Source organism: Actinoplanes sp. NPDC023801 (genome assembly GCF_040639655.1).
Lineage (GTDB): Bacteria > Actinomycetota > Actinomycetes > Mycobacteriales > Micromonosporaceae > Actinoplanes.
Genome location: NZ_JBFAAI010000033.1, coordinates 23198 through 47246, shown reverse-complemented (window position 1 = coordinate 47246; position 24049 = coordinate 23198). Strand labels below are relative to the sequence as shown.

Genomic DNA, 24049 nt, shown 5'->3' with positions numbered 1-24049 from the left:
CTCCGTCACGCCGCCAGGTGCCGTTCCGGCCAGTCGACGCGGGGGTCGGCGGCCGGCCTGCTCAGCAGGTAACCCTGAGCGTGGTTCAGGCCCTCCTCGGTGAGAACGGCGAGTTCACCGCTGGTCTCGACGCCCTCGGCGACCACGGTCATGCCGAGCGACGCGCCGAAGTTGCTCATCGCGCCGATCAGGGCCCGCCGGGCGGGGTCCTGGTCGCTGTCGGCGATGATGCTGCGGTCCAGTTTCACGATGTCCGGGCGCAGCCGCAGGATGTGCTGCATCGAGGCGTACCCGGCGCCGGCGTCGTCGACCGCCAGGCGCGCCCCGGTGGCGCGGACCCGCTGCATGGTTTCGGCCAGGATGTCGTAATTGTCGACAGCGGTGTGCTCGGTGACCTCGATGACCAGGGAGCCCGCAGCGGACCCGAGACCCGCAAGCAGTTCGTGGAAACGCTCGTCGAGAATCGTCTGCGCCGAGACGTTGACCGACAGGTACGCCCGGCCGGGCAGATCGGGAAGCCGCCGGCAGGCCGCCTCCACGGCACGCAGCTCCAGGTCGACGCCGAGCCCCACCTTCCAGGCCTCGCCGAAACAGACGTCCGGTGTGCGGTACGGCTCGGCGGTGAACCGTGCCAGCGCCTCCATTCCGGCGATCTCGTTGCGGTCCAGGTCGACGATCGGCTGTAGAACGATCTGCAGCGCGTTCTCCTCCCGGATGCTGTGCTCGACCCGGGCCCGGATCTGCGCGTTCTCGTCCCGCACCCGCTGATCGGCCAGCGCGGCGGCCGCCTCCAGGGTGACGTCGGCGCTGAAGCCGCGATAGCCGACGATGTGGCCGTCCGTGCCGTACACCGGGGTGGCGGTGCTGCTGAGGGTACGTACCGTGCCGTCGCGGTGGGTGGTGCCGCTGGTCCAGTCCTGGCGTGCGGCCTCGTCGAAGGCGTGCCCACCGGGCTCCTGGTCGTCGCCCAGCAGCTCCCGGACATCGCGGCCGGTGATCTCGCGCGTGTCGTAGCCGAGCAGCTCGGTCACGCCGTCGCTGCTCCAGGTGACGCGCAGCTCGGCATCGACCTTCCACACCCAGCCGTGCGCGGTGTGCACGGTGTCCCGGAACGCCTCCACGGCCTCCTCGGCGCGCACGGCCAGGCTGCGGTTGAAACGCAGCAGCCGCACAGTGGTGGCCACGGCGAGCGGCAACCAGGCGACCCCGATCAGCCCGAACCACTCGTCCGCCTCCGGGCTCTCGCCCTTGAGAAGAACCTCGAGCCAATCCCAGGCGTACGAGATGAGCGCGACGACCATGCTCGCGGCGAGCACGATGACCGCGGACTTCACCACGCTGCGCGCTCGCAGCAGGTCAGCGGTGCTGTCGGCATCGGCCGTCGCGGTGTCCTTCACCCTCTGCTCATCGGCGCGCAGCCCACCGGCATGAGTGGTGCTGCCGCTCACACTTCCGCCACCTGGTTAGGGTGCACAGATGGTTCGGGACGACCTGTTGCGGCTGCGCGCCGACGCCGAGGCGGAGATGACGACGCTTGCGGCGAGCCTGGAGGCGCTGTTCTCGGCATCCCGGGACTCCAACGCCGACGACGAGCACGACCCGGAGGGCGCCACCATCGGCTTCGAACGTGCCCAGCTGACCGCCCTGCTGGCCGCGGCCCGGGACCGGATCGCCGAGGTCGACGACGCGCTGCGCCGGGTCGGCGCGGGGACGTACGGCGTCTGCGAGGGCTGCGGCCGGCCGATCCCGGCCGAACGGCTCGCCGCCCGCCCGTTCGCCCGCCGTTGCATCGCCTGCGCCTCGGCCTGAGCTTGCCGTTCAACCTCCGACCCCACCCGGCGCCATGGCGGAGCAGCCCGCTGGGTCGTCAACGGCTGCTACAGCGCGTACCGGCCTACCCCGAGGGGGTACGGTAGAAACCGGGCCAAGCGCGCTTTCTCGGCGGCATGTGAAGGCGTTTGAGCGACGCGGCGAGGCGGTCCTACAGTTCGGCTATCCATCCACTGGTGTTACAGGGTGGGCCGCAGAAAATGTTCCGTCCGTCGTTCAAGGTGATCATCCCGGAGCCGCCGCAATGGGGGCAGGTGCGGGCGGTGGGCGGGCGTTCGGGCATCAGGTGGCGCAACTCAGGGAAGCGCCGGGCGGCCTGGACGAACGCCAGGTCTCGTTCGGCAGGGGTAGCGGGTACGGGGGCGCCGTCATCCCGATCGACAAGAACGTCTCCGGGCGGGGCCAAGAGGTAGAACTCCCACAAGGAGTTGAAGACGGTAAGCAGTCCGAGCGCTCGGGCGTGGGACGCTCCTGGGTGATCCGACGCCCCCTGGGCTTCGACCAAACGCGCGAAGAGCTCCTTCGACAGCACAGCCGGAGAGTACGACCCGGGCGCTCCTCCGCAGGCGTCGTCGCTGCCCATCCGGAACCATCCGCCGTCGAGTCCGACCAACTCCTCGGCGCCGGACCGGACACGTGACGGTGGAGGCGCCGGCTCAACCGACTGCAACCGCGTCGTGGACACCTGGACGGGCGCACAGCAAGGAAGAGGTCCCTGCCTTGTCATCGCTGTGTCCTCTCATCGTGGCTGCCCGATCAACGTGATCGCCATACGGATCGTCCTCATCATCCGCGAACAGCCCTGCTCCGCAGCCAACTCGCTCCAACGGGTGCAGAGCTTCCTGCGAATCAGTTCCCACAACCCGGAAAACATCCAGTACTTCGAGATCACGGGTTGGGGTCGGTTCGACGCTCGCGGATTCGGCGGCGCGAAGCGCGGTGTTCGGGGTGGCCGTCGCCGAGCCCAGTGACGGCTCAGATGTCGACGATGTCCACTCGCCGGCGATCACGGCGCCGGCGGAAAGTCTACCGGCGGTCTTCTTCCGGTAGCAGCACGTGAAGGATGTGGCCGCTGTCGGCATCGGCCGGGTTGATCATGATCGCCACCGCCCGGTCGCCGTTGCTCCATACCCGCGCGTGACGGCCTGACAGGTCAGTCGCCCCGTCCACGGGATATCGGGGATAGCGATACCTGTCGTCGACTTTCCAGTCGGGGCCGAGCGCCGCTGTGTAGTGCTCCTCGATCGACTCCCACGTCGTGGCCGCAGGCATGCGGTACCACGTACTGAGCTCCCACGAGGGCTGGTAGTGCTCCCGCAACCAGGGAACCAGGTCTGCGTACGCGTTATAGAAGCGTTCTATCTCGTCGGTGGTCATGGGGTCCATGGGGACCTCTATTCCCACCGCGCCGGCCGGTGCGGGCGGTTGCGGTAAGGGGTCGGCAGAGCAGGCGGAGACCATCAGTGCCAGCACGACACAGGCCAGGGCGCGCACGGCGAAGGCTCGGATCAGCAGCACGGGCTGCGGCATCGATATCATCGGATTCGACAGTAGAATGCGCATCCACACAGCCCCGGAAAATTCGGCTGGCGGTGCCGTCCTCAGCCACTCGCGTTGAAGCCATGACGTGCAGTCGCCACCATCGGGCGGAAGTTCTCCGGCCGGGACGTCAACGCCCTGACGGTGCGGTCAGCAGGTAGTCGTCGGCGTCGGGGTTCCAGGCCAGTTCGACGGCGCCCGCGGTGGCCGCCGCCTTCGCGAACTGCAGGAAGCTGCGATAGCCGAGCTTCTTCTCGCTGAACCCCGGCGACGCTTTCACCACCCGGTTCTTCAACGCGGACAGCGCCACCGGCCCGACGTCGGCCACCACGGTCGCGAGCAGCCCGAACGCGGCCTCCCGGTCGCCGTGTTCGGGCAGTGACACCTCCGGGTCGCCCTTGGCCTGGCCGACGCTGAGTTCGATGACGTTGCCGTCGGCCAGGTGGCGAAGCAGTTCACCGAACGCCCGGAACCCGTAGTCGGCCTCGCTGAACGTGGAGTCCTTACGCAGCAGTGTCCGTTTCAGCGTCGACGCGGTGACCGTGCCGTCGGCGCTGCGCAGCAGACCCGACACGGTCTGGGCGACCAGCGTCGCAAGCGACTCGGCGTCCCGGGCGGGCGCCTCCTCCACGACCGGCTCCACGACCGGCTCGGGGACCTTCACCGGCTCGGGTGCCCGGACCGGCTCGGGGCGGGCGCGTCGCGGCCGGGACACCGGCACCTCCACCCCGTCGAGCCGGTCGTAGAACAGGAACTCGTCGCAGGCCGGCGGCAGCAGCGCCGACGTGGTGCGCTCGACTCCCACCCCGATCACCCGCTTGTTGAGTTCCCGTAGCTTGTGCACCAGCGGGGTGAAGTCGCTGTCGCCGGTGCACAGCACGAACGTCGAGATGTACTGCCGTTCGAAGGCTGCCTCGAGCGCGTCGACGACCATCTTGATGTCGGCCGCGTTCTTGCGGGACGCGCCCATCTTCTGCGGGATGTCGATCAGCTCGACGTGCGAGCGGGTCAGCATGCGCCGGTCCTCATCGAAGTAGGACCAGTCGGCATACGCCCGGCGCACGACGACGCGCCCGCGTTCGGCGAGCGCGTCGGCGACGGGCCGCAGGTCGAACGCCATCCCACCGAGATGATCGCGGGCGCCGATCGCCAGGTTCTCGTAATCCAGGAACATGGCGATTCGCTCTTCTTGATCCACGTGGCTCAGCCTACCCACCGGTGGCCCGCCAGGATCAGCCACGCGCGGCGCGGCGCCCTGCCGTCCGGACCATCGGACCACGTTTCGGCCCCGAGCCCGCGCCTGTCCCACTGACCCGCCGCGGGCCGGTCCACGGCCGGGGGCGCATTACGGCACCATGTGACCATGGCCGATATCGATGCCCTACTGGCCGCCTACGACGCGCACATGCGCCTGCCACTCGAAGTCGTTCCGGCCGGGGTGATCCACGAATACGACGGGCCGGTCCGGCGGATCGTCGGCGAGCACATGGGACGCATCCGGGCACCACGCGATGTCGGTCTCACCGGTGCCGACCTGGACCGGCTGATCGCCCGGCAACGCGACTACTTCGAGGCCCGCGGGCAGGGCGTCGAGTGGAAGGTACGGGCCCACGACCTACCCGAGGACCTTCCCGAACGGCTCATCGCGGCCGGTTTCGTACCGCAGCAGCAGTCGGCGGTGCTACTCGGGTACGCCGACGAGGTCGCCGCCGAACCGGTTCTGCCCGACGGCGTGGTGCTGCGGCGCATCAGTGAGCCCGCCGATCTGCGCCGCATCGCCGATCAACAGACCGCGGTGTGGGGATTCGACTGCTCGTGGGTCGCCGGCGATCTCGGCGCCCGGTTGTCCGCCGATCCCGGCCAGATCACCGTCCTGGCGGCCGAGGACGGTGATCGGCTGGTCTGCAGCGCCTGGTCGATCTACCACCCCGGCACCGACTTCGTTGCCCTGCTCGGCGGCGCGACGCTGCCGGACTGGCGCGGGCGTGGCGTCTACCGGGCGATACTCGCCGCTCGCGCCCGGGACGCGGACGCCCGCGGTTACCGGCTCCTGCACGTCGACGCGTCCCCGCACAGCGCGCCCATCCTGCGCCGATCCGGCTTCCACCAGATCACCACGTCAAGGCACTACGAGTGGACGCCGCCGCGGTGACCGGGACCTCCAGCACGGTCGGATGGTCCCGGACCGATTCGGATCAGCATGCGATGCGCGTACGCCCGGTCTTGTTGCCCCATTTGCAGGTGTCGTGGGTCTTGCCGGCCTTCGTCCGGAGGGTGGCGGTGTCGCCGGTGTTGTTCCAGACGTAGTTGCCGGAGCCCCAGTACAGGTGGGTCCTGGAGTTGGTGCCCTTTCCGGTGTGCAGGTAGACCTTGCCGCCCTTGCCGGCGATCGTGACGTTGCCGAAGGTGTACGTCTTCGACTTGTCGACGATCTTCCAGCCGGACAGGTTGACCGCGGTGGTGCCGGTGTTCACCAGTGCGATCCACTCCGCGTTGAGCGAGGCGTTCGACCGGGTGTCCTTACCTGGCGAGTCGTACTGGGTGGAGTGGAACCGCAGCGCGGGCGCGGCCTGGGCCGGCGCTGCCGCGACAAGGGTGCCGGCGGCGATGGCAAGGGCGCTGATCGTCCCCAGCGTGATGCGACGCATGAGTGTGGGTCTCCTCGTGTTCGGCGGAAGACCAGGATTCTTTCGCCCGCCCGCGCCGGAGGAACGCAGATCCGTTCGAGTGTCCGGTCAAAATCGGACAGCCGGCCGGCCGCAACCGTCCCTCGAACGGCGCGGCACGCAGACGATCCGGCCGATGGCCGGGCTCATTCTTCAGCAGGTACGCGACGCCGCCGGAAGCACCGGCGCCGGCCGGGATGGACGTCGTCCACCTGCGGCAGGGCCGACCTGAACCCGCTGCGGCATTGGCCGAACCGGCCCGCGGCCGGATCAGCGGTGCCTACACTCCGTGACGGATACCGGTCGTTCGTGACTCACTGAGAGCGTAGAGATGACCATGAACAGGATGATCCGCCTGTTGACTCTGACGATCGCGACCGGCCTCGGCGCCGGCGCCGTCGCGGCACCCGTACAGGCCGGGAACACCTATTACGAGATCATCGCCCGGCACAGCGGCAAATGCGTCGACGTGCGGGGCGCGAGTTCTGTCGACGACGCCGACGTGTTGCAGTACCGCTGCCACGGTGGGAACAACCAGCAATGGCGTCTGGCCTCCCGCGGCGGCGGCTACTACGAGATCATCGCGCGGCACAGCGGCAAGTGCCTCGACGTGTCCGGCTCCAGTGACGCGGACGAGGCCGACGTGCGGCAGTACCGCTGCAACGGAGGATCGAACCAGCGGTGGCGCCTGGCACCCGGTAGCGGCGGATACAAGGAGATCGTGGTGCGGCACAGCGGCAAGTGCCTCGACGTCTGGGGTTCCAGCACCGCCGATGACACCGACATCCAGCAGTACCGCTGCAGCGGCGCACAGAACCAGCAGTTCCGGCTGCGTTGACGGGTGCCGGCGGGCATCCGTCGGCCATCGGCGCGCGGTGCGCAGCAGGTCGGCGAATCCCGCCGGGTCCCGCAGATGCGGGACGTTCCCGTCACCGGGATGTACGTGACAGCCGCCCGGCCGTGTCGGCGTGACCGACAACGATCGGTGCCCGGCGCAGTGCGAGGCGGTGCACGAGCCTCGCGAGCGTCCTCGGAGTTCCGTAGGTGTGGGTCGTGTTCCGTGGTCGCCCCCATCCGCAACTCCCCAGCTATTCGGTACTACCGGATAGCGGTACTCGGTGCTACGTTATAGCGGTACTCGGTGGTACCGGGTACCGAGGCGCCGGACAGGGGGCCGCGATGGAGGACCTGACGGAAATGCTCAAAGGCACGCTGGAGGGATGCGTGCTCGAGATCATCGGGAGCGAGGAGACCTACGGATACGCCATCACCCGCCGGCTCAACGATCTCGGCTTCACCGACGTCATCGACGGGACGGTGTACACCATCCTGCTGCGCCTCGAGCGCAACGGCCTCGTCCAGGTGACGAAGCGACCGTCCGAAGTGGGTCCGCCGCGCAAGTTCTACGCCCTCAACGACGCCGGACGCACGGAGCTCGCGACGTTCTGGGCGAAATGGCAGTACGTCTCGTCCCGCATCGACAAGCTCAGGGAGGGTGGCAGATGAGCTTCTGGGACACCGTCACCGGCAGCGACCTCACCAGGGAATGGAACGCGTTCGAGATCCGGGCGCAGGCTCTGCCGGCCGATCACCGGGCGGCATGGGAACAGATCAAGGGCAACCTTTATCCGTACGGCGACTTCGCGGGCCGCAACCTGACACCCATCCTCGACGCCGCGCTGGGAGTGCTCGAGGAAGCCGCGGCGGAGGGCCAGGGCGTTCAGGAGGTGCTCGGCCATGACATCCCCGCCTTCTGCACGGCGCTGGCCGGCGGCAAGGGCGCCCGGACCTACCGCGACCGCTGGCGTGAACAGCTGAACGCCGGCGTCGCCCGGAAACTGAGCCGGCTGGGAGACTGACATGGGCATCCAGGACATCATCGAGGGCAAGAAGCAGTGGCGGGCACACGTGGCCCGCGTCAAGGCCCTCCCGCCGGACTACCGGATCGTCTACCGGGAGATGCAGAAGTACCTGTTCAAGGTCGGGCCGATCGACCTCGCCGACGGACCTCTGCTCTCCGGGATCGTCGACTTCTTCGAGGAGGGCGCCGCCACGGGCAGGGGCGTCCGGCAGCTCATCGGCACCGACGTCGCCGCCTTCGCCGATGAGCTGATCAAGGACTCGCGTACCTACGCGGATCTGTGCCAGGAGTCAGTCGCCGGGAGACCCTGACCCGGGTCACCTCCGGGCGAGCCGCCGGGCGCCGGAGGCACCGGCCTGATAGGGCAGTCCGTAGTGGGCGAACACGCCGGGTTCGTCACCGGCCTCCAGCTCGCCGTCCAGGCCGATGCTCGGTGCGTCCCCGACCAGCTTCTTGCTGTAGCGGACCCGGAGCGCCTTGGGGCTGACGGTCGCACCGGCGAGCGGGACGAAGACGAGCCGATGCCGCCCGATGAATCCCACCCGGACCGTCGCGAACGCCGGTTCGTCGTCGATGGTGTCGACGTAGACGGCCTCGAGCTCACCGATCTTGTCGCCGTCGGGGTCGACGACGTTCTCACCGCGCCATTCGCGCAAATTCTCCGCAGGGAACATGTCAACGCAATGCCCGCCGGAGCCCGGCGGAAACCGCCCCGGTGACATCGCCCGTGCCGGCGACCACTGAGATCCGTCACCTGTGTCACACGACCAGGGCGCGGACGTCCTTCGCGACGAACCGTACGAAGCCCTCGAGGTCGGGTTCGTCGGCGGTGGGCTGCAGAATCACGGCGTCGGCGCCCGCGGCCCGGTAACGGTTCACGACGGCGGCGATGTCGGCGGCACCACCGACCGCCGTGGTCGCCGTCTTGTCGGACTCGCCCCAGAAATCGAGTTCACGGGCCATCCGTTCGCCGGCGTCAGAACCGGTGGCCGCATGCACGTAGACCGTGATCGCCTTCGCCGCGCCCCGGACGGCCGCCACCTCCTCCACCGGAGTCCCGGCCGTCAGCAGGATGCCGTCGGCGATCTCACAGGCGAGGGCGCGGGTCCTGGGCCCGGTAGCGCCGGCGTAGACCGGGGCCGCCCCCGGCGGCGGGTAGTCGAGCTTCACCTTGTCCAGCTGCACGTAACGCCCGGAGGTCGTGACGGTCTCGCCGGCCAGCAGCGCCTTCAACGCACTCACGTGCTCGCGCAACAGGGTCAACGGCGACGCGACCCGGGCGCCGACCTGACCCATCCAATCCTGGACGCCGTGACCGACGGTGATGATCGCCCGGTCGGGGAAGAGCCGGTGCAGCGTGGCTGCCTCCATGGCCATCACGGCGACGTTACGGAACGGCACCGGCAGCAGGCCGATGCCGACGCTCAGCCGCTCGGTCCAGGCGAGCGCGGCGGCCGCGGCGGCGATACCGCTCTCGAGGAAGCAGTCCTCCCAGAGCCACAGCTCCTCCAGGCCCGCCTCATCCGCGGCGCGGGCCACCGGCCGGAGCCGTTCGGGCGGGTTCTGGGGCCGGAAGACCACACCGAGAGTCGTCACGCCTGCCGAGTCTAGGTCCCTCCCGGACTCATCGCCCGGGTCACATGCCTCACGCGGGCGGCGGGCTCGACGCTGGCCCTTCGATCAGGCAGGCGACCGTACGATGCCCGCCGTCGTCCTCCTCGGTGACGCCGTGGGTGATGCCGGTGAAGCCGGGCCAGCGTTCGGCGAGGATCTGCTCGTGCCGCAGGAAGCGCACGATCGACGCGCTGATCCGCTCCCCCGGCACCAGCAACGGAATGCCCGGCGGGTACGGGGTGAGCAGCACCGCGGTCGTCCGCCCGGCGAGCCTCTCCACCGGCACGTGCTCCACCCGCCCGGCCGCCATCGCCGTCCATGCCTCGGCCGGTGGCGTCACCTGCTCGACCGGCTCGGTGTAGATCGCCGTGGTCAGTTCGGCGAGGTCGGCGTCGCGGTACGTCGCGTGCAGGGCCTCGCAGATGTCGCGAAGTCCCCGGCCGGCGTACCCCGGGAACATGGCGGTGAAGGCCGGCATCAGCCGCTCGATCTTCGCGTTGCCGTCGTACGCGCTCTTGAACCGGTGCAGCTCAGCGACAAGCGAGTTCCAGCGCCCCTTGGTGACACCGATGGTGAACAGCACGAACAGCGAGTACAGGCCGGTCTTCTCCACCACCACACCGTGCTCGGCCAGGTAGCGGGCCAGCACCACGCCCGGGATGCTTGGCTTCCCCGGCGCGCTGAACTCGCCGTGGACGGTGAGGCCCGGCATGGTGAGCGTGACCTTGATCGGGTCGAGCATCGTGAAGCCGTCGTCGACACGGTCGAAGCCGTGCCACCGCGCGTCCCGGGTCAGCTCCCACTCGGGCCGTTCCGGCAGGCCGGTCCGCGGCGGGGTGTCCGGTCCCCATACACCGAACCACCAGTCCGGGCACTCCGTGCCGATCCGGATGATCGTGCGGCGGAACTCCATCGCCTCGGTGATCGACTCCTCGACCAGGGCACGGCCGCGCCGGCCGGCCATCATCTCCGCCGACACGTCGCAGCTCGCGATGATGGCGTACTGCGGGCTCGTGGACGTGTGCATCCGGTACGCCTGGGCGAAGACCCGGTCGTCGAAGTGCCCGGTGGTGGTGTCCTGGACGAGGATCTGCGACGCCTGCGAGAGCCCCGCGAGCAGCTTGTGGGTGGACTGGGTGGCATAGACGACGGTCCGCTCGGTGCGCCCGCGATCGTTGGCCACACCGTGCATCCCGTCGTACAGCTGATGGAAGGAGCCGTGCGGCAGCCACGCCTCGTCGAAGTGCAGCGCGTCGACGACCTCGTCGAGGCTGTTCCGGAGCTCGTCGGCGCGATAGATGATGCCGTCGTAGGTGGACTGGGTGAGCGCGAGCAGCCGGATCCGCCTGCTCTTGTCCGCGATCAGCGGGCTCGCCTCGATCTTGGCCCGCAGCGCCTCGGCGGTGAACTCGCTGCGCGGGATCGGCCCGATGATGCCGGCCTTGTTGCGGGTCGGCATGAGATAGATCGGAATCGCTCCGGTGAGCACGATGGCATGCAGGATCGACTTGTGGCAGTTGCGGTCCACCGCCACGATGTCACCCGGCCCGACCAGTGAGTTCCACACGATCTTGTTGGAGGTGGAGGTGCCGTTCGTGACGAAGAACAGATGGTCGGCCCGGAACGTCTTGGCCGCCAGCCGCTCGCTGTCGGCGATCGGCCCGGAGTGGTCGAGCAGCTGACCGAGCTCCTCCACGGCGTTGCACACGTCGGCACGCAGCAGGTTCTCCCCGAAGAAGTCGTGGAAGACGGTACCGACCGGGCTCTTCAGGAACGCCGTACCGCCGGAATGTCCCGGACAGTGCCAGGAGTAGGCGCCGTCGTTGGCGTAACGCATCAGCGCCGCGAAGAACGGCGGAGCCAGCTGGCCGAGGTAGTGAGCCACCTCGCGCTGAATCTTGCGGGCCAGGAAGTCGGGGGTGTCCTCGTAGGCGTTCACCACCCCGTCGATGCGCGCCAGCACCGACTGGGGCACCTGCCGCGCCGTCAGCTGCTCGCCGAACAGCAGGATCGGCACCCGGTCGTTGTGCACCCGGACCGCCAGCACGAACTCGGACGCCGCCCGCACGGCGGCCTCGTCGGGCCGGGCCGCGTCGAGGTGCAGCACGTACAGGACGGCCGAACTGGACCGGGCGACATGCGCGAGCATGCCCAGATGCTCGGCGTACCGGCCCTCGTCGTCGAAGCGCCGCAGATCCAGACCGGCCCGGGTCAGGGCGGCCTCCAGCAGTTCCAGCGGCCGCCGCGCACCGGACGGTCCCTCCGCGGGCGTGACGACGGTGACCTGCAACGGCACGGTGGGTGTCCTCTCGGCGGTGCGGCACGGGCCTCCCCGTGAAGCCAATCAGCACACCGCGTTCCCGGGCAGCCGAACGCCGTGCCCGTCCCCGGGCCGGGTGACAGCGGACCCGGCGGGCCCCTCCGCTCCCTCGATCGCCGGCCGGCGGTCAGGAGCGGCTGCTCCCGTTGTCGACGTTGAGAGCGCCGGAGGCGACGACGGCGCGGCTCATCGGCCGTGTCAGCTCGGTGAACCGCCGGCAGCCGTCGGTACCGAGGACCGTGTAGGCGGGGGTGGCGAGCCGATCGGTGGCCGCCTCGATCCACGCGCGCTGCGCCCGTCCGCTGTCGCTCAGCACCGGCTCGTCGCCCTCGAGGAGGCCACGTCCGCGCAGCCGGCCGGTCGCCTCGGCCCACTGCTCGTCACTCCACCCCCGGCTGCGCTGCAGGAACCGGCGGGGCACCTCGCCGGAGGCGGCGTGCAGGACGAGCGCCTCCAGGCCGGTGAGACCGGCCATCAGCAGCGCGGCGACGTGGCCGTCACCGCGGAACTCGCGCAGGATCGTCTGGGCGTGCCACAGCACGACGTGCGGGCGGTCGTCCGGCCAGGGCAGCGCGACGTGGGCGGCGAACAGCGGCCGGCCCTCCGGGTACGCGGCGGCGGACTCGGCGGCCCGGCGGGCCAGGTCGGCCGCCTCGCGCATCTCCGCGGTGTCCACCAGATCACCGAGGGCGCGGCTCAGTGCGGCCCCGGCCGCCTCCGTCCGGGCCGCCAGCACGGCTGCCGGTGCCGTCCGGTCCCAGGCCGCCGGCAGGGCACGGGTGACCAGGGCCGGATTGAAGTTGTAGAAGGCGGCCACCACCGGGCCGGCGCCGACCGGGCCCATGGCCGCCGAGCGGGACGCGAAATAGCCGGACCGCGGGTCGAGGCCCAGGTCCGCGTAGCGTTCGTGGGCCTCGGGCGCGAAGTAGATCAAGCCGTGCAGCGGCTCCGCCACTCGCCAGGCCTGGCGTACCACGGCCGGGTCCAGCACGGACGGTTCCTGCCATGCGAGTTCTGTCGTGTCCGCCATGCCGCCCACTTCCGCCGACAACGTTACCGACGGGTAGCTTCGCACGCCGGTACGTGCCCTGTCACGACACGCCGACCATCTTCCGCACGTGACCGACGAACGCCTCGGTGACCGGGTGGGTCGCGACGCGCGGCCGGAGAAGCAGGACCGCCACCGGACCGGCGTCCACGATGGGGAGATAACGGATCCCGGGATGCGGGTGACTGTGCCCGGTGCCCTGCGTGGTGACACCGATGGCCTCTCCGGTGGCGATCGTGGTCAGCCACTCGTCGACGCCGGCCACCTCGAGGATGTGCGGCTGGCGGCCCCGGGACCAGAACCCCGTCGTGGTGGCGGCGGTCGAGCAGACGACCACCGGCTGACCGCTGAGATCCGCCAGGTGCACACCGGTACCCCGCGCGAGCGGATGCCCGTCCGGCACGGCGGCCAGGCGTTCCTCGCGGTACAGCTCCTCCGCGATCAGATCGCCGCGCGGCGCGGGCGTGGTGCGGACCACCGCGATGTTCAGCTCGCCGCGGCGCAACGCGGCTTCCGGGTCGTCCCGGCGGCACAGCCGGACCGGCGTCGCGGGATGCTGATCGCGCCAGGTGCGGAGCACTCCGGTCGTCCGCTCGCCGAGCAGCGCCCAGGCGAACCCGACCCGGAGTGGCCGGGGCCCCACCGAGGCCTCCGCCAGCGCGTCGTCGACCTGGTTGAGGATCAGATGACTGCGTTCGTGCAGAGCCCGCCCGGCGTCGGTGAGTGCCAGACGGCGCGTCGTGCGTTCCACCAGCGGCGTGCCGATCCGGCTCTCCAGCTGCTCCAGGGTGCGGGAGAGCGCCGGCTGGCTGATCCGCAGGGCCTCCGCGGCACCGCTGATGGTGCCCGCGTCACCGATCGCGGCCAGCGCCCGCAGATGACGCAACTCCACATTCATAACCGGCAAGCATAAATGGCGTCGCGAACGGCATTTCCCCGGTCGACGGCTCCGAACCTACTGTCGGCGCATGCGAATTCTTCTCGTCGGTGCCACGGGCACGCTCGGCACGTACGTGGGCAAAGAACTGGCCGGCCGCGGCCACGAGGTCCTGGCGGTCTCCCGCAGCGGCGGCGACCTACGGTACGACATCACCGATCCGGCGCAGGTCAGCGCCATGTACCAGCACGCCGGCCGGGTGGACGCGGTGGTCAGCGCCGGTGGTCACACACCGTTCAAGGTCATCACCGACATGACCGCCGAGGACTACACGGCCGCCTTCCAGGGCAAGGTCCACGGCCAGATCGAGCTGGTCCGGCAGGGCGTCGCCCGGATCGCCGAGCGTGGCTCCTTCACCCTGATCTCGGGGGTGCTGGCGCGGGAACCGATCCCGGCCGGCAGCGCCGCCTCGATGGCCAACGGCGCCCTGGAGGCGTTCGTCCGGGCGGCCGCCATCGAAATCGCCCCGCAACGCGTCAACGCGGTCAGCCCCACGGTCTTCACCGAAAGCCTCCCGCGGTACGGCGACTTCTTCCCCGGCATGGAGCCGGTTCCGCTCGCCCGGGTCGCCCAGGCCTACGTCAGGTCCGTCGAGGGCGCACAGACCGGCCAGGTCTACGCCCTGTGAGCTAGTCCACGAGGTCCTGCCGCGGCGGCACCCACGGGGCGGGCAGGCGCGGGCACTCGTCGTTGGCCGGCCCGACCTCGACCTCGGCCAGGCCCAGCCCCGGTTCGCGGTCGAAGCGCAGGTCACCGACGATCCAGCCGTCACCCCTCGGCATCGCCCACGGGGCGCGGGCGAACTGGAGCAGCGCGCCGACGGCACAGTACTCGCCGCCGAGATCGGTGAGCAGGCCGGCCGGGATCGCGAGTTCCCCGGCCCAGGCGACCTCGTCGCTGGACGGTGCGGCGACCGTGGTGAGCCGGGTGGTCGTCTCACCGCCGGCGGACGGATACAGCTCGGCACACCGGCCGGCCGGGATCCAGCCGGGCGCCAGCGAATGGAACGCGCGGCGTACGACGTACTGATCGGCGGTCGTCTGCACGGCCAGAACCTCACGGCACAGCGGGTCGGCCGGCATCGGCGTCAGCACCACGTCGAGGGTGCGCGACTGCGGGAAGCGGCCGGCGAGCACCTGCTCGAACCGGCTCTCCGCGGCCCGCGAGGTGACCACGAACGTCGCCGTCAGCGCCAGCCAGGCGGTGATACCGCAGACCAGCGCCGTCCGGGCGGACGCGAACCGGCTGACCGCGACGAGACCGGCGGTGAGCAGGGTGAGCAGGGCGGCGAACGAGGCCGGCACGAACCCGCTGAACCAGCTCAGGCCCAGCCCGGCGGCGAGAACCACGGTGATCAGGATCCGCCAGGTCCGGCTCGGCAGGACGAACAGCAGCACCCCGGTGCAGGCCCAGAGCAGCGGTTCGATGATGAAGACGGCGTCGCCGTAGTACCAGCGGTTGTCGAGCGGCCAGAACGGGTGAACGCCGTAACTGTTGGTCAGATCGAGCGCGATGTGCAGCAGCGTCGCCAGGACCGACAGCCCGGCGAGGAACCAGATGTCGGCCCGCCCCGGCACCACCTTGCGGCGCCACCACCACAGGCGTACGGCCAGGAAGAGCAGCAGCGACAGGCCGAGCGCGCCGGGGACGGTGTGGGTGTGACCGCGGTGGTGCAGCAGGTAGTCGAGCGTGGTGCCCGCCCACGTGGTGTAGATGACGTCCGCGTCCGGCAGGTTGCCGCCGACCACCATGACGGTGATGGCGACGGTACGGCGGGCCCGGTCACTGAGCACCGCCGACGGCGGCAGGACCCGATGGACGGTCTCACCGACCATGACGCTGATGAGCGCGTGCGTCACATTGTCCATGGGCGACGATCCTAGGCCCGCACGACCACAGCGAGGCCGCTTTCGACCGTGTCAGGCCACCGGCGGGTCGGGGCGGGGCTGCGGCGGCAGGCCCCAATGTTCGACCGACCCGTCGATCAGGCCGACCACCAGCGACAACGCACCGCCGTCGTGTTCCCACCAGTCGCCGTTGCGGGTGGACACCACGCACGTCCACGCGTCCGGATCGGGGCCGTTCACGCGCCAGAAGAACATGTCGCCCTCGTTGGAGGCGCCCCAGGGGAACACACCGCCGGGTTCGGGGTACGCCTGAAATCCCTCGGTCATGTCGTCGGCGGCGAAATCGCGTACCAGCTCGAGACTTTCCTCGACTCCGGCGATGTATCCACGCTCCTGGCCGGGCACCGGCCCGGTGATCATCATGAAATCGTCGATCGTCAGGTGCGTGTAGTGGCTGCGATAGGCGACGTAGTCCGCCGGGTACGTGAGGCCGAAGTGGTTCCCGATCAACTCCCAGTCGATCGGGAGCACGGTCGCCGACCGGTGGGCGAGAAACGCGGGCGCCACCCGTTCCAGGTCACTCAGCACGACGGCCGAATCTACCCGCCGGGGCCGGGAACGTCAGCCCGTACCGGCGCGGGTGTTTCCACCCCCCGACATCAGGGCATCGATCAGCTCGATGAACACCGGAGACCTGATGGACGGCCGCTTCCGGCTACGCGACCGGCTCGGAGCCGGCGGCATGTCGGTGGTGTGGCGTGCCCACGACGAGGTCCTCGGCCGTGACGTGGCCGTCAAGGTCCTCTCCCCCGGGCTGGCACGTGACCTGGCGGTGCTGACGCACATCCGCGCCGAGGCACGGGCGGTGGCCCGCCTGCGGCATCCCAACATCGTGGAGGTGTACGACTACGGCGAAGCCGGTGCTCTGCCGTACCTGGTGATGGAGGTGGCCGAGGGCCGGACCCTGGCGCAGCTGCTGACCGCCGGGGCGCTGCCCTGGCAGACCGCCGTCGTCATCGTCGCCCAGGTCGCCGCGGCACTGGCCGCCGCCCACGACCGCAGCGTCGTGCACCGGGACGTGAAACCGGCCAACGTGGTCGTGTCCGGGGCCAGGGTGAAACTGCTCGACTTCGGTATCTCGGCACTGTCCGGCGACGACGACCGCAAGACCGGCCACCTGTTGGGCACACCGGCCTATCTGGCTCCGGAGCGTCTCGAACACGGCCTGGTCCGCCCGTCGACCGATGTGTACGCATTGGGCCTGCTCCTCTACCGCTCGCTCGCCGGGCGGCTGCCCTGGACGGCGTCGACCGCGACCCAGATGCTGCGGGCCCACCGTTACCAGGAGCCGGCCGATCTGCCGCGCATCGCCGGGCTGCCGGCCGAAATGGCCGACCTGTGCCGCCGATGCCTCAGCAAGGATCCCGCACGCCGCCCGAGTGCCGCCGAGGCGGCCGCGGTGCTGGCCACGGCGGCCGGTCTCGATCCGGCGATCCTCGCCCTTCCCGGCACCCCGGACGGCACCCCGACCGCCGTGGTGACGGAACGGGATGCCGACCCGGCGACGACCGAGGCGGCCACCGTGCCCGGCGCACGGCGGCGGCACCGGCGGCTCGCCGTCACCAGCCTGGCCGTGGTGGTGGCGGCCGGCGCCGCCGGAGCGGTCATGCTGCCCGGCGACAAACCCGGCCCGGCGACGCGGGCGCAGGCGGCCGGCACCGCCCCGGCCGCGCCGGTGGCCGCACCGGAGCCGCGGCCGCAGCCTCAGTGCACGGTCGGATTCGTCGTGGCGGCGGCCGAAGGCCGGTTCACCACCAAGGTCAACGTGTCCAATTCCGGGCAGGTGCCGATTCCGGAGTCGTCGTTGTCCTTCACGCTGCCGTCCGGACACCGGCTGTCCGGCGGAACTCCGGGCCGATGGCGGCAGACCGGCCGGACCGTCGCCGCCCGGATCGCCGACCTGGCGCCCGGCCGCGACCACACCGCCGTGCTCCGCGGCACCTACCGGGGTTCGAGCACACCGCCCAGCCAGTTCAAACTCGGCAGCACGGAATGCCGGGTCACCCTGTCGGTGGCACAGTCCGTGCCGCTGACCGCAGCCGCGCCGCAGCCGAAGAAGGTGACGACGGCAGACCCGGCACCGGCAGGGAACAAGGTCGAGGCGCCGAAACAAAAAGAAGAGAAGGAGAAGGAGAAGGACGAGGAAAAGGAGGACAAGGACGAGGAGGAGTGACGCGTCGTCAGCGCGGACCGTTACGGCGCCGGAGCCAGACGACAACGCCCGCGACCACCAGCAGTAGCGGGAGGACGAGTCCCCACATCAGCAGACCGTTCATACGCGCGACTCCCTAATGTGCGGTCAGGCGCGCGGAGGTGCGGCGCCAGCCGAGTTCGAGGGCGATGCTCAGCACCAGGATCCCGGCCAGGGTGACAAGCGAGGCCGGTTCGTGGATGAGCGTGGTGAAGGTGAACGTGAGCAGCACGATGCCCGCCGAGCCGATCGCGAGGATGAGGATCGCGGTGCTGGCCCCGGTCTCGGAGCGGACCCGGAAGTGGGCGGCGGTGATGAAGGTGAAGATGAGCAGGGCCACCGCGCTGCCGATCGAGGCGATCGCGTCCAGGTCGAAGAACACGGCCAGCAACAGGCAGGCCGCCGCCTGGATCAGCAGGCCGGCCGATGCCCGGTCGCCGAGGCGCCGCGCCATCACGCCGGGGAACTGACCGGTCTCGGCCAGCCGGTCGCACAGTCCGGCCGCCGGGTACAGGCCGGCATTCGTGGCGCCCGCGGTGGCGAACAGAGCCGTGATCGCCATCAGGACGTAGCCCGCGTCACCGAGCGACGGCTGCGCGGCGACGGCAAGCGCCGTGTCACCGGAAGCGATCACCTCGTCGACGGTCAGGGTGCCGAAGACGCCCAAGGCGATGGCGATGTAGATGACCGCCGCGATGACGAGCGCCAGATACATCGCCCTGGGCAGCTGCCGAGCCGGCTGTCTGAGGTCCTTCGTGGTGAAGGTGATGATGCCGAAGCCGAGGAACGCGAAGAAGGTGAGCGCGACGCTGGAGATGATGTCGCGCAGCGACGGATAGCCGGAGAACGCAAGCAGCGACGGGTCCATGTCGGCGAGCGTGACCACGGCGAACACGACGAGGATGCCGAGGACCAGGTAGACGATGACGGTCTGGGCGCGGGCGACAAGCGTCGATCCGACGATGTTCACCACGGTCGCCACCACGATGATCAGCACGGCGAAGAATTTCGCCCAGCCCGCGTTCTCATCGGTGAACACGGCACTGGCGTAACTGCCGAAGGAGACCGCCACCATCGCGGTCACGATGGCGTTGGCCGCATAGGTGAGCCATGCGGTCACCCCGGTGACGTGGCCGGGGCCGAAACCCCTGGTCACGTACTCCAGCATGCCGCCGGCCGACGGGTAGCGGGCGCCCAGCTTGGCGAAGGAGTAGCCCTGCAGCGCCGCGACGACACCCGCGATGAGGAACGACAGCCAGACGGCCGCTCCGGCCACCTCCCCGGCCGCGCCGAGCAGGGCGAAGATGCCGGCACCCACCATCGCGCCGACACCGATGAACGCCGCCTGCCGTACCGTCAGGAATCTGGTTCGCAGGTCCGTCATCGCCGTCGTCTCCTCGGCCCATGGGGTCAGTTGGCAACGAGTCTCGGTGACCGGACGCGAACGCCCCTCATCACCGGCGAATGAATCAGGGGCGGCCGGAGGCGCGACGAGGAAGACGGCTCTTTACCGGGTAGCGGCCCGGACGGCGCCCGCCGGGTGTGAGCAACGATACGAACGCTGCTTCTCAGGGTTTCGACAGCCGCCCGCTGGTAGCTTCGCCCGCAGTCGAGCGAAGGACAGCACCACTCATGATCGTTATCGCCGTGCTGGCGGCAGTTCTGGTCCTGGCCGTGTTCGGCGCGCTGCACTGGTACCTGTGGCGGCGACTGGTCGGGGCGACCACGGCGCACGGCAGCCGGTGGCGGCGGGCGGGGACCGTGCTGTTCACCGCGGCTCCCGTGCTTGCGGTGGTGGCGATGACCGGCGAGTCGCTTCCGGTGCCGCTGGTCGTCAAGAGTGTGCTGGCCTGGCCGGGCTACCTGTGGATGGCAGTCTTCCTCTACCTGCTGCTCGGGGTGCTCGCCGGTGAAGTGGCCCGGCCGCTGCTGACCCGCTGGCTGAGGCACCGCGACGCCGAGCCGGTGCTGGTTCCGGCGCTCGCCGGGGCAGAGGGCGTCACCCGTACGCCCGAGGTGCAGGTGGAGACCGTCGAACCCGCCGCCGGCCCGCCCGCCCTGTCCCGCCGCATGTTCGTCTCGCGGGTGGTCGGCGGAGCCGCCGCCGCTGCCGCCCTCGGCACCGTCGGCTACGGCACCTGGGACACGATCAACGGCCCGGCCGTCAAGCGGGTCACCGTGCCGCTGGCCAGGCTGCCGCGCGGCGCCCACGGGTTCCGCATCGCCGTGGTCAGCGACGTGCACCTCAGCGCCGTGCTGGGACGCGGTTTCGCGCAGCGGGTCACCGACACCGTCAACGCCACCCAGCCCGACCTGATCGCGGTCGTCGGCGACCTGGTCGACGGCGATGTCGACGAACTCGCGGCCTCCGTCGAGCCGTTGCGCGGACTGCGGTCGCGGCACGGCACGTTCTTCGTCACCGGCAACCACGAGTACTTCTCCGGCGCCGACGAGTGGGTGGCCAAGGTCCGCGAGCTCGGATGGCAGCCGCTGGAGAACGCCCGCGTCGCGATGCCCGCCTTCGACCTGGCCGGCGTCAACGACATCGCCGGTGAGGACTCCGGTGACGGCCCGGACTTCGTCAAGGCGCTCGGCGACCGCGATCCGTCCCGCGCCTCGGTGCTGCTGGCCCACCAGCCGGTGGTCATCCACGACGCGGTCCGTTACGGCGTCGACCTGCAGTTGTCCGGCCACACCCACGGTGGGCAGATGTGGCCGGCCACGCTGATCGCCGACGCGGCCAACCCGACCCTCGCGGGGCTGGAGAAGTACGGCGACACGCAGTTGTACGTCAGCCGCGGCGCCGGGGCCTGGGGACCGCCGGTGCGGGTTGGCGCGCCGTCGGACATCACGGTCGTGCAGCTGGCGTCGCGTCAGGCCTGACGGTCACCGGACGCCCGGCGAGGCGGTTCCCGATTGCCCGAGAGTAGAACACGTTCTACTCTCGGAGGCGTTCCGGCTCGTCCGGCAGAAGGGACCTGTGATGACATCGGTGACGTTGACCGCCCGCGACCTGGCGCGGCGTTCCCAGGCGGCGGCCGGCGCGAAGGACCGCGACACCTGGCTCGGGCTGTTCGCCGACGACGCCGTGGTGGAGGACCCGGTCGGCCCGTCGCCGCTGTGCCCGGACGGCCGCGGGCACCACGGAGCCGAGGCCATCGCCGGGTTCTACGACACCGTGATCGGCCAGGTCGACCGGATGCGTTTCGCGATCGAACACTCGTACCTGTGCGGCGACGAGGTCGCCGACGTGGGCAGTATCCACATCACGTTGCCGGGCGGCCATTCCGTGCAGGTGTCCGGTGTCTTCACCTACCGGAGCGACGGTTCGGGCAAGATCACGGCTCTGAGGGCCTACTGGGAGTTCGACAGCGTCTCCTGACCGGTGACCGCCCGGGAGGAGAACGCCGGCAACACCCTTCGGACTCCCCCGGCTACGAAGCCGGCTGCCTGACCGCGGCGCCGGCGAGACGGTCGCGCAGGTCGGCGGCGGGCATCGGGCGGGCGAAGTGGAAGCCCTGGGCACGTTCGTAGCCCAGCCCGGTCAGGTGCGCTGCCTGCTCGGCCGTCTCGATGCCCTCGGCGATCGCCTCCAGGCCGAACGCGTGGGCCATCTGGACCACGGCCGTCGCGATCGCGTCCGATCCGCCGTCGGGCACGAACGAGCGGTCCAGTTTGATCTGGTGCACCGGGCAGGTGGCGAGCAGGGTGAGCGTGGAGGCGCCGGTGCCGAAGTCGTCGAGCGACAGCCGTACGCCCAGGTCCCGAAGTTTCTGCAGGTTGTCACCGGTGGCGCCGCCACCGACCGCGACCGACTCGGTGATCTCCACGGTCAGCCGGCGGGCGGGCAGCCCGCTGTCGCGCAGTGCCGCGGCCACCACGTCCGGGAAGCCGTTCTCGCGCAGCTGCCGGGCCGACACGTTCACCGACACGGTGAGTTCGCCCGGCCAGGTCGCCGCCTCACGGGTCGCGGCGCGCAGCACCCAGGCGCCGAGCGGGACGATCAGGCCGGTCTGCTCCGCCGTGTCGATGAAGGCACCCGGCCCGAGCAGTCCCTCGGTGGGGTGCTGCCAGCGCACCAGCGCCTCGGCGCCGGTCATCCGGCCGTCCGGCAGCGTCACCACCGGCTGGAAGAACGTGACGAGCTGGTCCTCGAGGATCGCGGTGTGCAGCGCGGCGGCCCGGCGTCCGCGTTCGGCACCACGGGTCTCCATGCCCGGCCGGTAACGTTCGAAGCCGCCCCCGCCACGTTCCTTCGCCTCGTACATCGCGATGTCGGCCTGCCGTAGCAGGTCGCCGGCGTCGTCGCCGCCGCGCCCGTCGACCACACCGAAGCTGGCGCGTACGGTCATCGGCTCCCCGTCGATCACGGCCGGCTCGAGCAGGGTCGTCGCGATGCGGGTCAGTACCAGGTCGACGTCGGTGCCGGCGGCACCCTCGAAGAGGATGGCGAACTCGTCGCCGCCCAGCCGGGCGACCGTGTCGGTGGGCCGGACGCTGGCGCGGATGCGCTCGGCCACGTGCACCAGCAGTGCGTCGCCGGTGCCGTGCCCGAACGTCTCGTTGACGATCTTGAAGCCGTCCAGGTCGACGAGCACGATGCTGACCGGACGGTCCGGGGCGGCGGTCACCGCGGCGGCGACCCGCTTGCCGAACAGCGCCCGGTTGACCAGGCCGGTGAGCATGTCGTGGCTGGCCTCGTAGCTGAGCCGGTCGCGCACCTCACGCGTCTCGGTGATGTCCCGCGCGTTGCTGACGACGCCGCCGACGCTCGGCTCGCCGGTCAGGTTCGCGCTGATCACCTCGAGCCAGCGGTACGTGCCGTCGGCGTGCCGCAGCCGCAGCTGATAGGTGGCCGTGCTGCCGGGGGCCGCGGCCACCGCCGCGAGCCGCCCGGTCACCGTGGCCACGTCGTCCGGGTGCATCCGGCCGGCCAGGGCGGTACCGATCATCTCGCCCGGGTCGGTGCCCAGGATCCCGTGCGCGGCCGGGCTCACATAGGTGAGCACCCCGCCCGGTTCGGTGATGGTCACCATGTCGGTGGAGTTCTGCACCAGCAGACGGAACCGGTTCTCCTGCACACCGATCCGGGCGAGCAGGGCGTCGTTCTGCCGGAACGCGATGAGCTGGCGGATCACCACCAGCGCGGTGAGTGCCACCGCGACCATGTCGATGAGCAGGCCGGTACCGGTGCCCCGGAGGTTCTGGTGGATGACCATCGCGTCGACGGCCGCGATCGCCACGTACGGCATCAGGCTGTAGCCACGCGGTGCCCGCCTCGGCCGGGCACCGGCCGCGGTGTCCACCACCTGCACCCGCGCGCCGACGGCGGCCGCGTAGGCCGCCAGCGGCAGCACCACGACGAGCGGGTTACCGTCGGGCTGCCGCGGATCGAGGAAGCTGACCGCGGAGCCCAGCGCACCGATCAGCGCCGACGCAGCGATCCAGTACAACCCGCGCCGGGCGAAGGAGTCGACGCCGGCGAGCACCACCCGGGCGCCCAGATAGACGACGTTGAGCCCGGCACCCATGATCACCGCGGCGGACAGCACGCCGGCCATGGTGACCTGGCCGCCGGCGAACTGGCAGGACGCGGCGAAGTGCCAGATCAGCAGTGCGGCGGCCGCCGACAGGGTGCCCAGGTCCAGCCACACGGCGACCTTCTGCGCACGGCTACGGACGCTGAGCGGCAGGCCGATCAGCGGCCAGGTGAGGACGAGACCGCCGGCGACGTGCAGCGCCACGGACGCCGGCAGCAGCCAGCCGCCAGCACCGGACTCGTGCAGGAAGCGCAGTCCTATGACACCGACGAAGAAATAGATACCGATCCGGACGGTACGCCAGTAGGTGCGTACCGCCGGAGCCGACGCCGGGTCGGTCTGCACCCGCCGGCAGAGCATCAGCGTCGGCACGACGACCGCCATCATCAGCAGCCAGTCGACGGATGAGGGCCAGAGCCGCCCGATGTACTCCTGCAGCACGAACAGCGCGACATCGACGAACGTCAGCGCCGTGACGGCCTGGAACACCCGGTCGGCGAAGAGCGGCGTACGTCCGGGCTGGTCGGGCACGTTCTCTCCATCGACGCCACCACGCCCAACTTGAGCAGGTGCGGCCGTCGGCTACGGCACAATGA

General features: G+C 70.4%; 23 protein-coding genes. 10 read left to right on the top strand and 13 right to left on the bottom strand.

What is annotated here, in order from left to right; genetic code table 11:
* Window positions 1–5 precede the first annotated feature (5 nt).
* Window positions 6–1448, bottom strand: a complete 1443-nt coding sequence (locus AB0G04_RS37490) for an EAL domain-containing protein (RefSeq protein WP_360993192.1) — start codon at window positions 1446–1448, stop codon at window positions 6–8.
* Between the two features lie 28 nt (window positions 1449–1476).
* On the opposite strand from AB0G04_RS37490, the gene AB0G04_RS37485 reads away from it, so the two are divergent.
* Complete coding sequence (locus AB0G04_RS37485; protein ID WP_360993190.1) at window positions 1477–1809, top strand: TraR/DksA C4-type zinc finger protein; 333 nt, start codon at window positions 1477–1479, stop codon at window positions 1807–1809.
* A 1047-nt stretch (window positions 1810–2856) separates the two neighbouring features.
* Here AB0G04_RS37485 and AB0G04_RS37480 read toward each other — a convergent pair.
* Both AB0G04_RS37480 and AB0G04_RS37475 read right to left on the bottom strand, forming a co-directional pair.
* Window positions 2857–3393, bottom strand: a complete 537-nt coding sequence (locus AB0G04_RS37480) for a hypothetical protein (protein WP_360993188.1) — start codon at window positions 3391–3393, stop codon at window positions 2857–2859.
* A 106-nt stretch (window positions 3394–3499) separates the two neighbouring features.
* Window positions 3500–4567 carry an NYN domain-containing protein gene (locus AB0G04_RS37475; protein WP_360993186.1) on the bottom strand — a complete coding sequence of 356 codons (1068 nt, stop codon included), beginning with the start codon at window positions 4565–4567 and terminating at the stop codon, window positions 3500–3502.
* 165 nt (window positions 4568–4732) lie between these two features.
* Here AB0G04_RS37475 and AB0G04_RS37470 point away from each other — a divergent pair, with 165 nt between their 5' ends.
* Complete coding sequence (locus AB0G04_RS37470) at window positions 4733–5521, top strand: GNAT family N-acetyltransferase (protein WP_360993183.1); 789 nt, start codon at window positions 4733–4735, stop codon at window positions 5519–5521.
* A gap of 43 nt (window positions 5522–5564) precedes the next feature.
* Here the strand turns inward: AB0G04_RS37470 and AB0G04_RS37465 are convergent, their stop codons facing one another.
* Window positions 5565–6017 carry a lamin tail domain-containing protein gene (locus tag AB0G04_RS37465; RefSeq protein WP_360993180.1) on the bottom strand — a complete coding sequence of 151 codons (453 nt, stop codon included), beginning with the start codon at window positions 6015–6017 and terminating at the stop codon, window positions 5565–5567.
* Between the two features lie 364 nt (window positions 6018–6381).
* On the opposite strand from AB0G04_RS37465, the gene AB0G04_RS37460 reads away from it, so the two are divergent.
* The 4 genes from AB0G04_RS37460 (at window position 6382) to AB0G04_RS37445 (ending at window position 8207) form a co-directional block, all read left to right on the top strand.
* Window positions 6382–6873 carry an RICIN domain-containing protein gene (locus tag AB0G04_RS37460; RefSeq protein WP_360993177.1) on the top strand — a complete coding sequence of 164 codons (492 nt, stop codon included), beginning with the start codon at window positions 6382–6384 and terminating at the stop codon, window positions 6871–6873.
* Window positions 6874–7214: 341 nt separating this feature from the next.
* Entirely contained in the window at window positions 7215–7541 is a 327-nt protein-coding gene (locus tag AB0G04_RS37455) for a PadR family transcriptional regulator (protein WP_360993175.1), read from the top strand.
* Window positions 7538–7894 (top strand): DUF1048 domain-containing protein, encoded by a 357-nt coding sequence (locus AB0G04_RS37450; RefSeq protein ID WP_360993172.1) that lies wholly within the window; start codon window positions 7538–7540, stop codon window positions 7892–7894. The genes AB0G04_RS37455 and AB0G04_RS37450 overlap by 4 nt, the downstream gene beginning before the upstream one ends.
* A gap of 1 nt (window position 7895) precedes the next feature.
* A complete protein-coding gene (locus AB0G04_RS37445; protein WP_360993169.1) occupies window positions 7896–8207 on the top strand; it encodes a DUF1048 domain-containing protein in 312 nt (103 codons plus the stop codon).
* A gap of 6 nt (window positions 8208–8213) precedes the next feature.
* Here the strand turns inward: AB0G04_RS37445 and AB0G04_RS37440 are convergent, their stop codons facing one another.
* The 5 genes from AB0G04_RS37440 to AB0G04_RS37420 form a co-directional block, all read right to left on the bottom strand.
* Window positions 8214–8570 (bottom strand): PRC-barrel domain-containing protein, encoded by a 357-nt coding sequence (locus AB0G04_RS37440; RefSeq protein ID WP_360993166.1) that lies wholly within the window; start codon window positions 8568–8570, stop codon window positions 8214–8216.
* An 85-nt stretch (window positions 8571–8655) separates the two neighbouring features.
* Window positions 8656–9492, bottom strand: coding sequence for an LLM class flavin-dependent oxidoreductase (locus tag AB0G04_RS37435; protein ID WP_360993163.1), 837 nt, complete (start codon window positions 9490–9492; stop codon window positions 8656–8658).
* Window positions 9493–9541: 49 nt separating this feature from the next.
* The gene (locus AB0G04_RS37430) at window positions 9542–11806 is read right to left on the bottom strand and encodes an arginine/lysine/ornithine decarboxylase (RefSeq protein WP_360993160.1); all 2265 of its coding nucleotides are present in this window, start codon (window positions 11804–11806) and stop codon (window positions 9542–9544) included.
* Window positions 11807–11957: 151 nt separating this feature from the next.
* Window positions 11958–12860, bottom strand: coding sequence for a hypothetical protein (locus tag AB0G04_RS37425; protein ID WP_360993157.1), 903 nt, complete (start codon window positions 12858–12860; stop codon window positions 11958–11960).
* A gap of 61 nt (window positions 12861–12921) precedes the next feature.
* Complete coding sequence (locus tag AB0G04_RS37420; protein WP_360993154.1) at window positions 12922–13776, bottom strand: LysR family transcriptional regulator; 855 nt, start codon at window positions 13774–13776, stop codon at window positions 12922–12924.
* Between the two features lie 70 nt (window positions 13777–13846).
* On the opposite strand from AB0G04_RS37420, the gene AB0G04_RS37415 reads away from it, so the two are divergent.
* On the top strand, window positions 13847–14443 hold the full coding sequence (locus AB0G04_RS37415; RefSeq protein WP_360993152.1) for a short chain dehydrogenase: 597 nt from the start codon (window positions 13847–13849) through the stop codon (window positions 14441–14443).
* Between the two features lies 1 nt (window position 14444).
* On the opposite strand, the gene AB0G04_RS37410 is transcribed toward AB0G04_RS37415, so the two are convergent.
* On the bottom strand, window positions 14445–15683 hold the full coding sequence (locus tag AB0G04_RS37410) for a metal-dependent hydrolase (protein ID WP_360993149.1): 1239 nt from the start codon (window positions 15681–15683) through the stop codon (window positions 14445–14447).
* Between the two features lie 51 nt (window positions 15684–15734).
* A complete protein-coding gene (locus AB0G04_RS37405; RefSeq protein ID WP_360993146.1) occupies window positions 15735–16250 on the bottom strand; it encodes a hypothetical protein in 516 nt (171 codons plus the stop codon).
* A 91-nt stretch (window positions 16251–16341) separates the two neighbouring features.
* Here AB0G04_RS37405 and AB0G04_RS37400 point away from each other — a divergent pair, with 91 nt between their 5' ends.
* Complete coding sequence (locus tag AB0G04_RS37400) at window positions 16342–17895, top strand: serine/threonine-protein kinase (RefSeq protein ID WP_360993143.1); 1554 nt, start codon at window positions 16342–16344, stop codon at window positions 17893–17895.
* Between the two features lie 115 nt (window positions 17896–18010).
* Here AB0G04_RS37400 and AB0G04_RS37395 read toward each other — a convergent pair whose 3' ends face one another.
* Complete coding sequence (locus AB0G04_RS37395; protein ID WP_360993140.1) at window positions 18011–19297, bottom strand: APC family permease; 1287 nt, start codon at window positions 19295–19297, stop codon at window positions 18011–18013.
* 248 nt (window positions 19298–19545) lie between these two features.
* Between AB0G04_RS37395 and AB0G04_RS37390 the strand changes: the two genes are divergently transcribed.
* Entirely contained in the window at window positions 19546–20796 is a 1251-nt protein-coding gene (locus tag AB0G04_RS37390; RefSeq protein ID WP_360993137.1) for a metallophosphoesterase, read from the top strand.
* Between the two features lie 100 nt (window positions 20797–20896).
* Window positions 20897–21295: a nuclear transport factor 2 family protein gene (locus AB0G04_RS37385; protein ID WP_360993135.1), complete on the top strand. Its 399-nt coding sequence runs from the start codon at window positions 20897–20899 to the stop codon at window positions 21293–21295.
* A 52-nt stretch (window positions 21296–21347) separates the two neighbouring features.
* Here the strand turns inward: AB0G04_RS37385 and AB0G04_RS37380 are convergent, their stop codons facing one another.
* The gene (locus AB0G04_RS37380) at window positions 21348–23984 is read right to left on the bottom strand and encodes an EAL domain-containing protein (RefSeq protein WP_360993133.1); all 2637 of its coding nucleotides are present in this window, start codon (window positions 23982–23984) and stop codon (window positions 21348–21350) included.
* Between the last annotated feature and the right edge of the window lie 65 nt (window positions 23985–24049).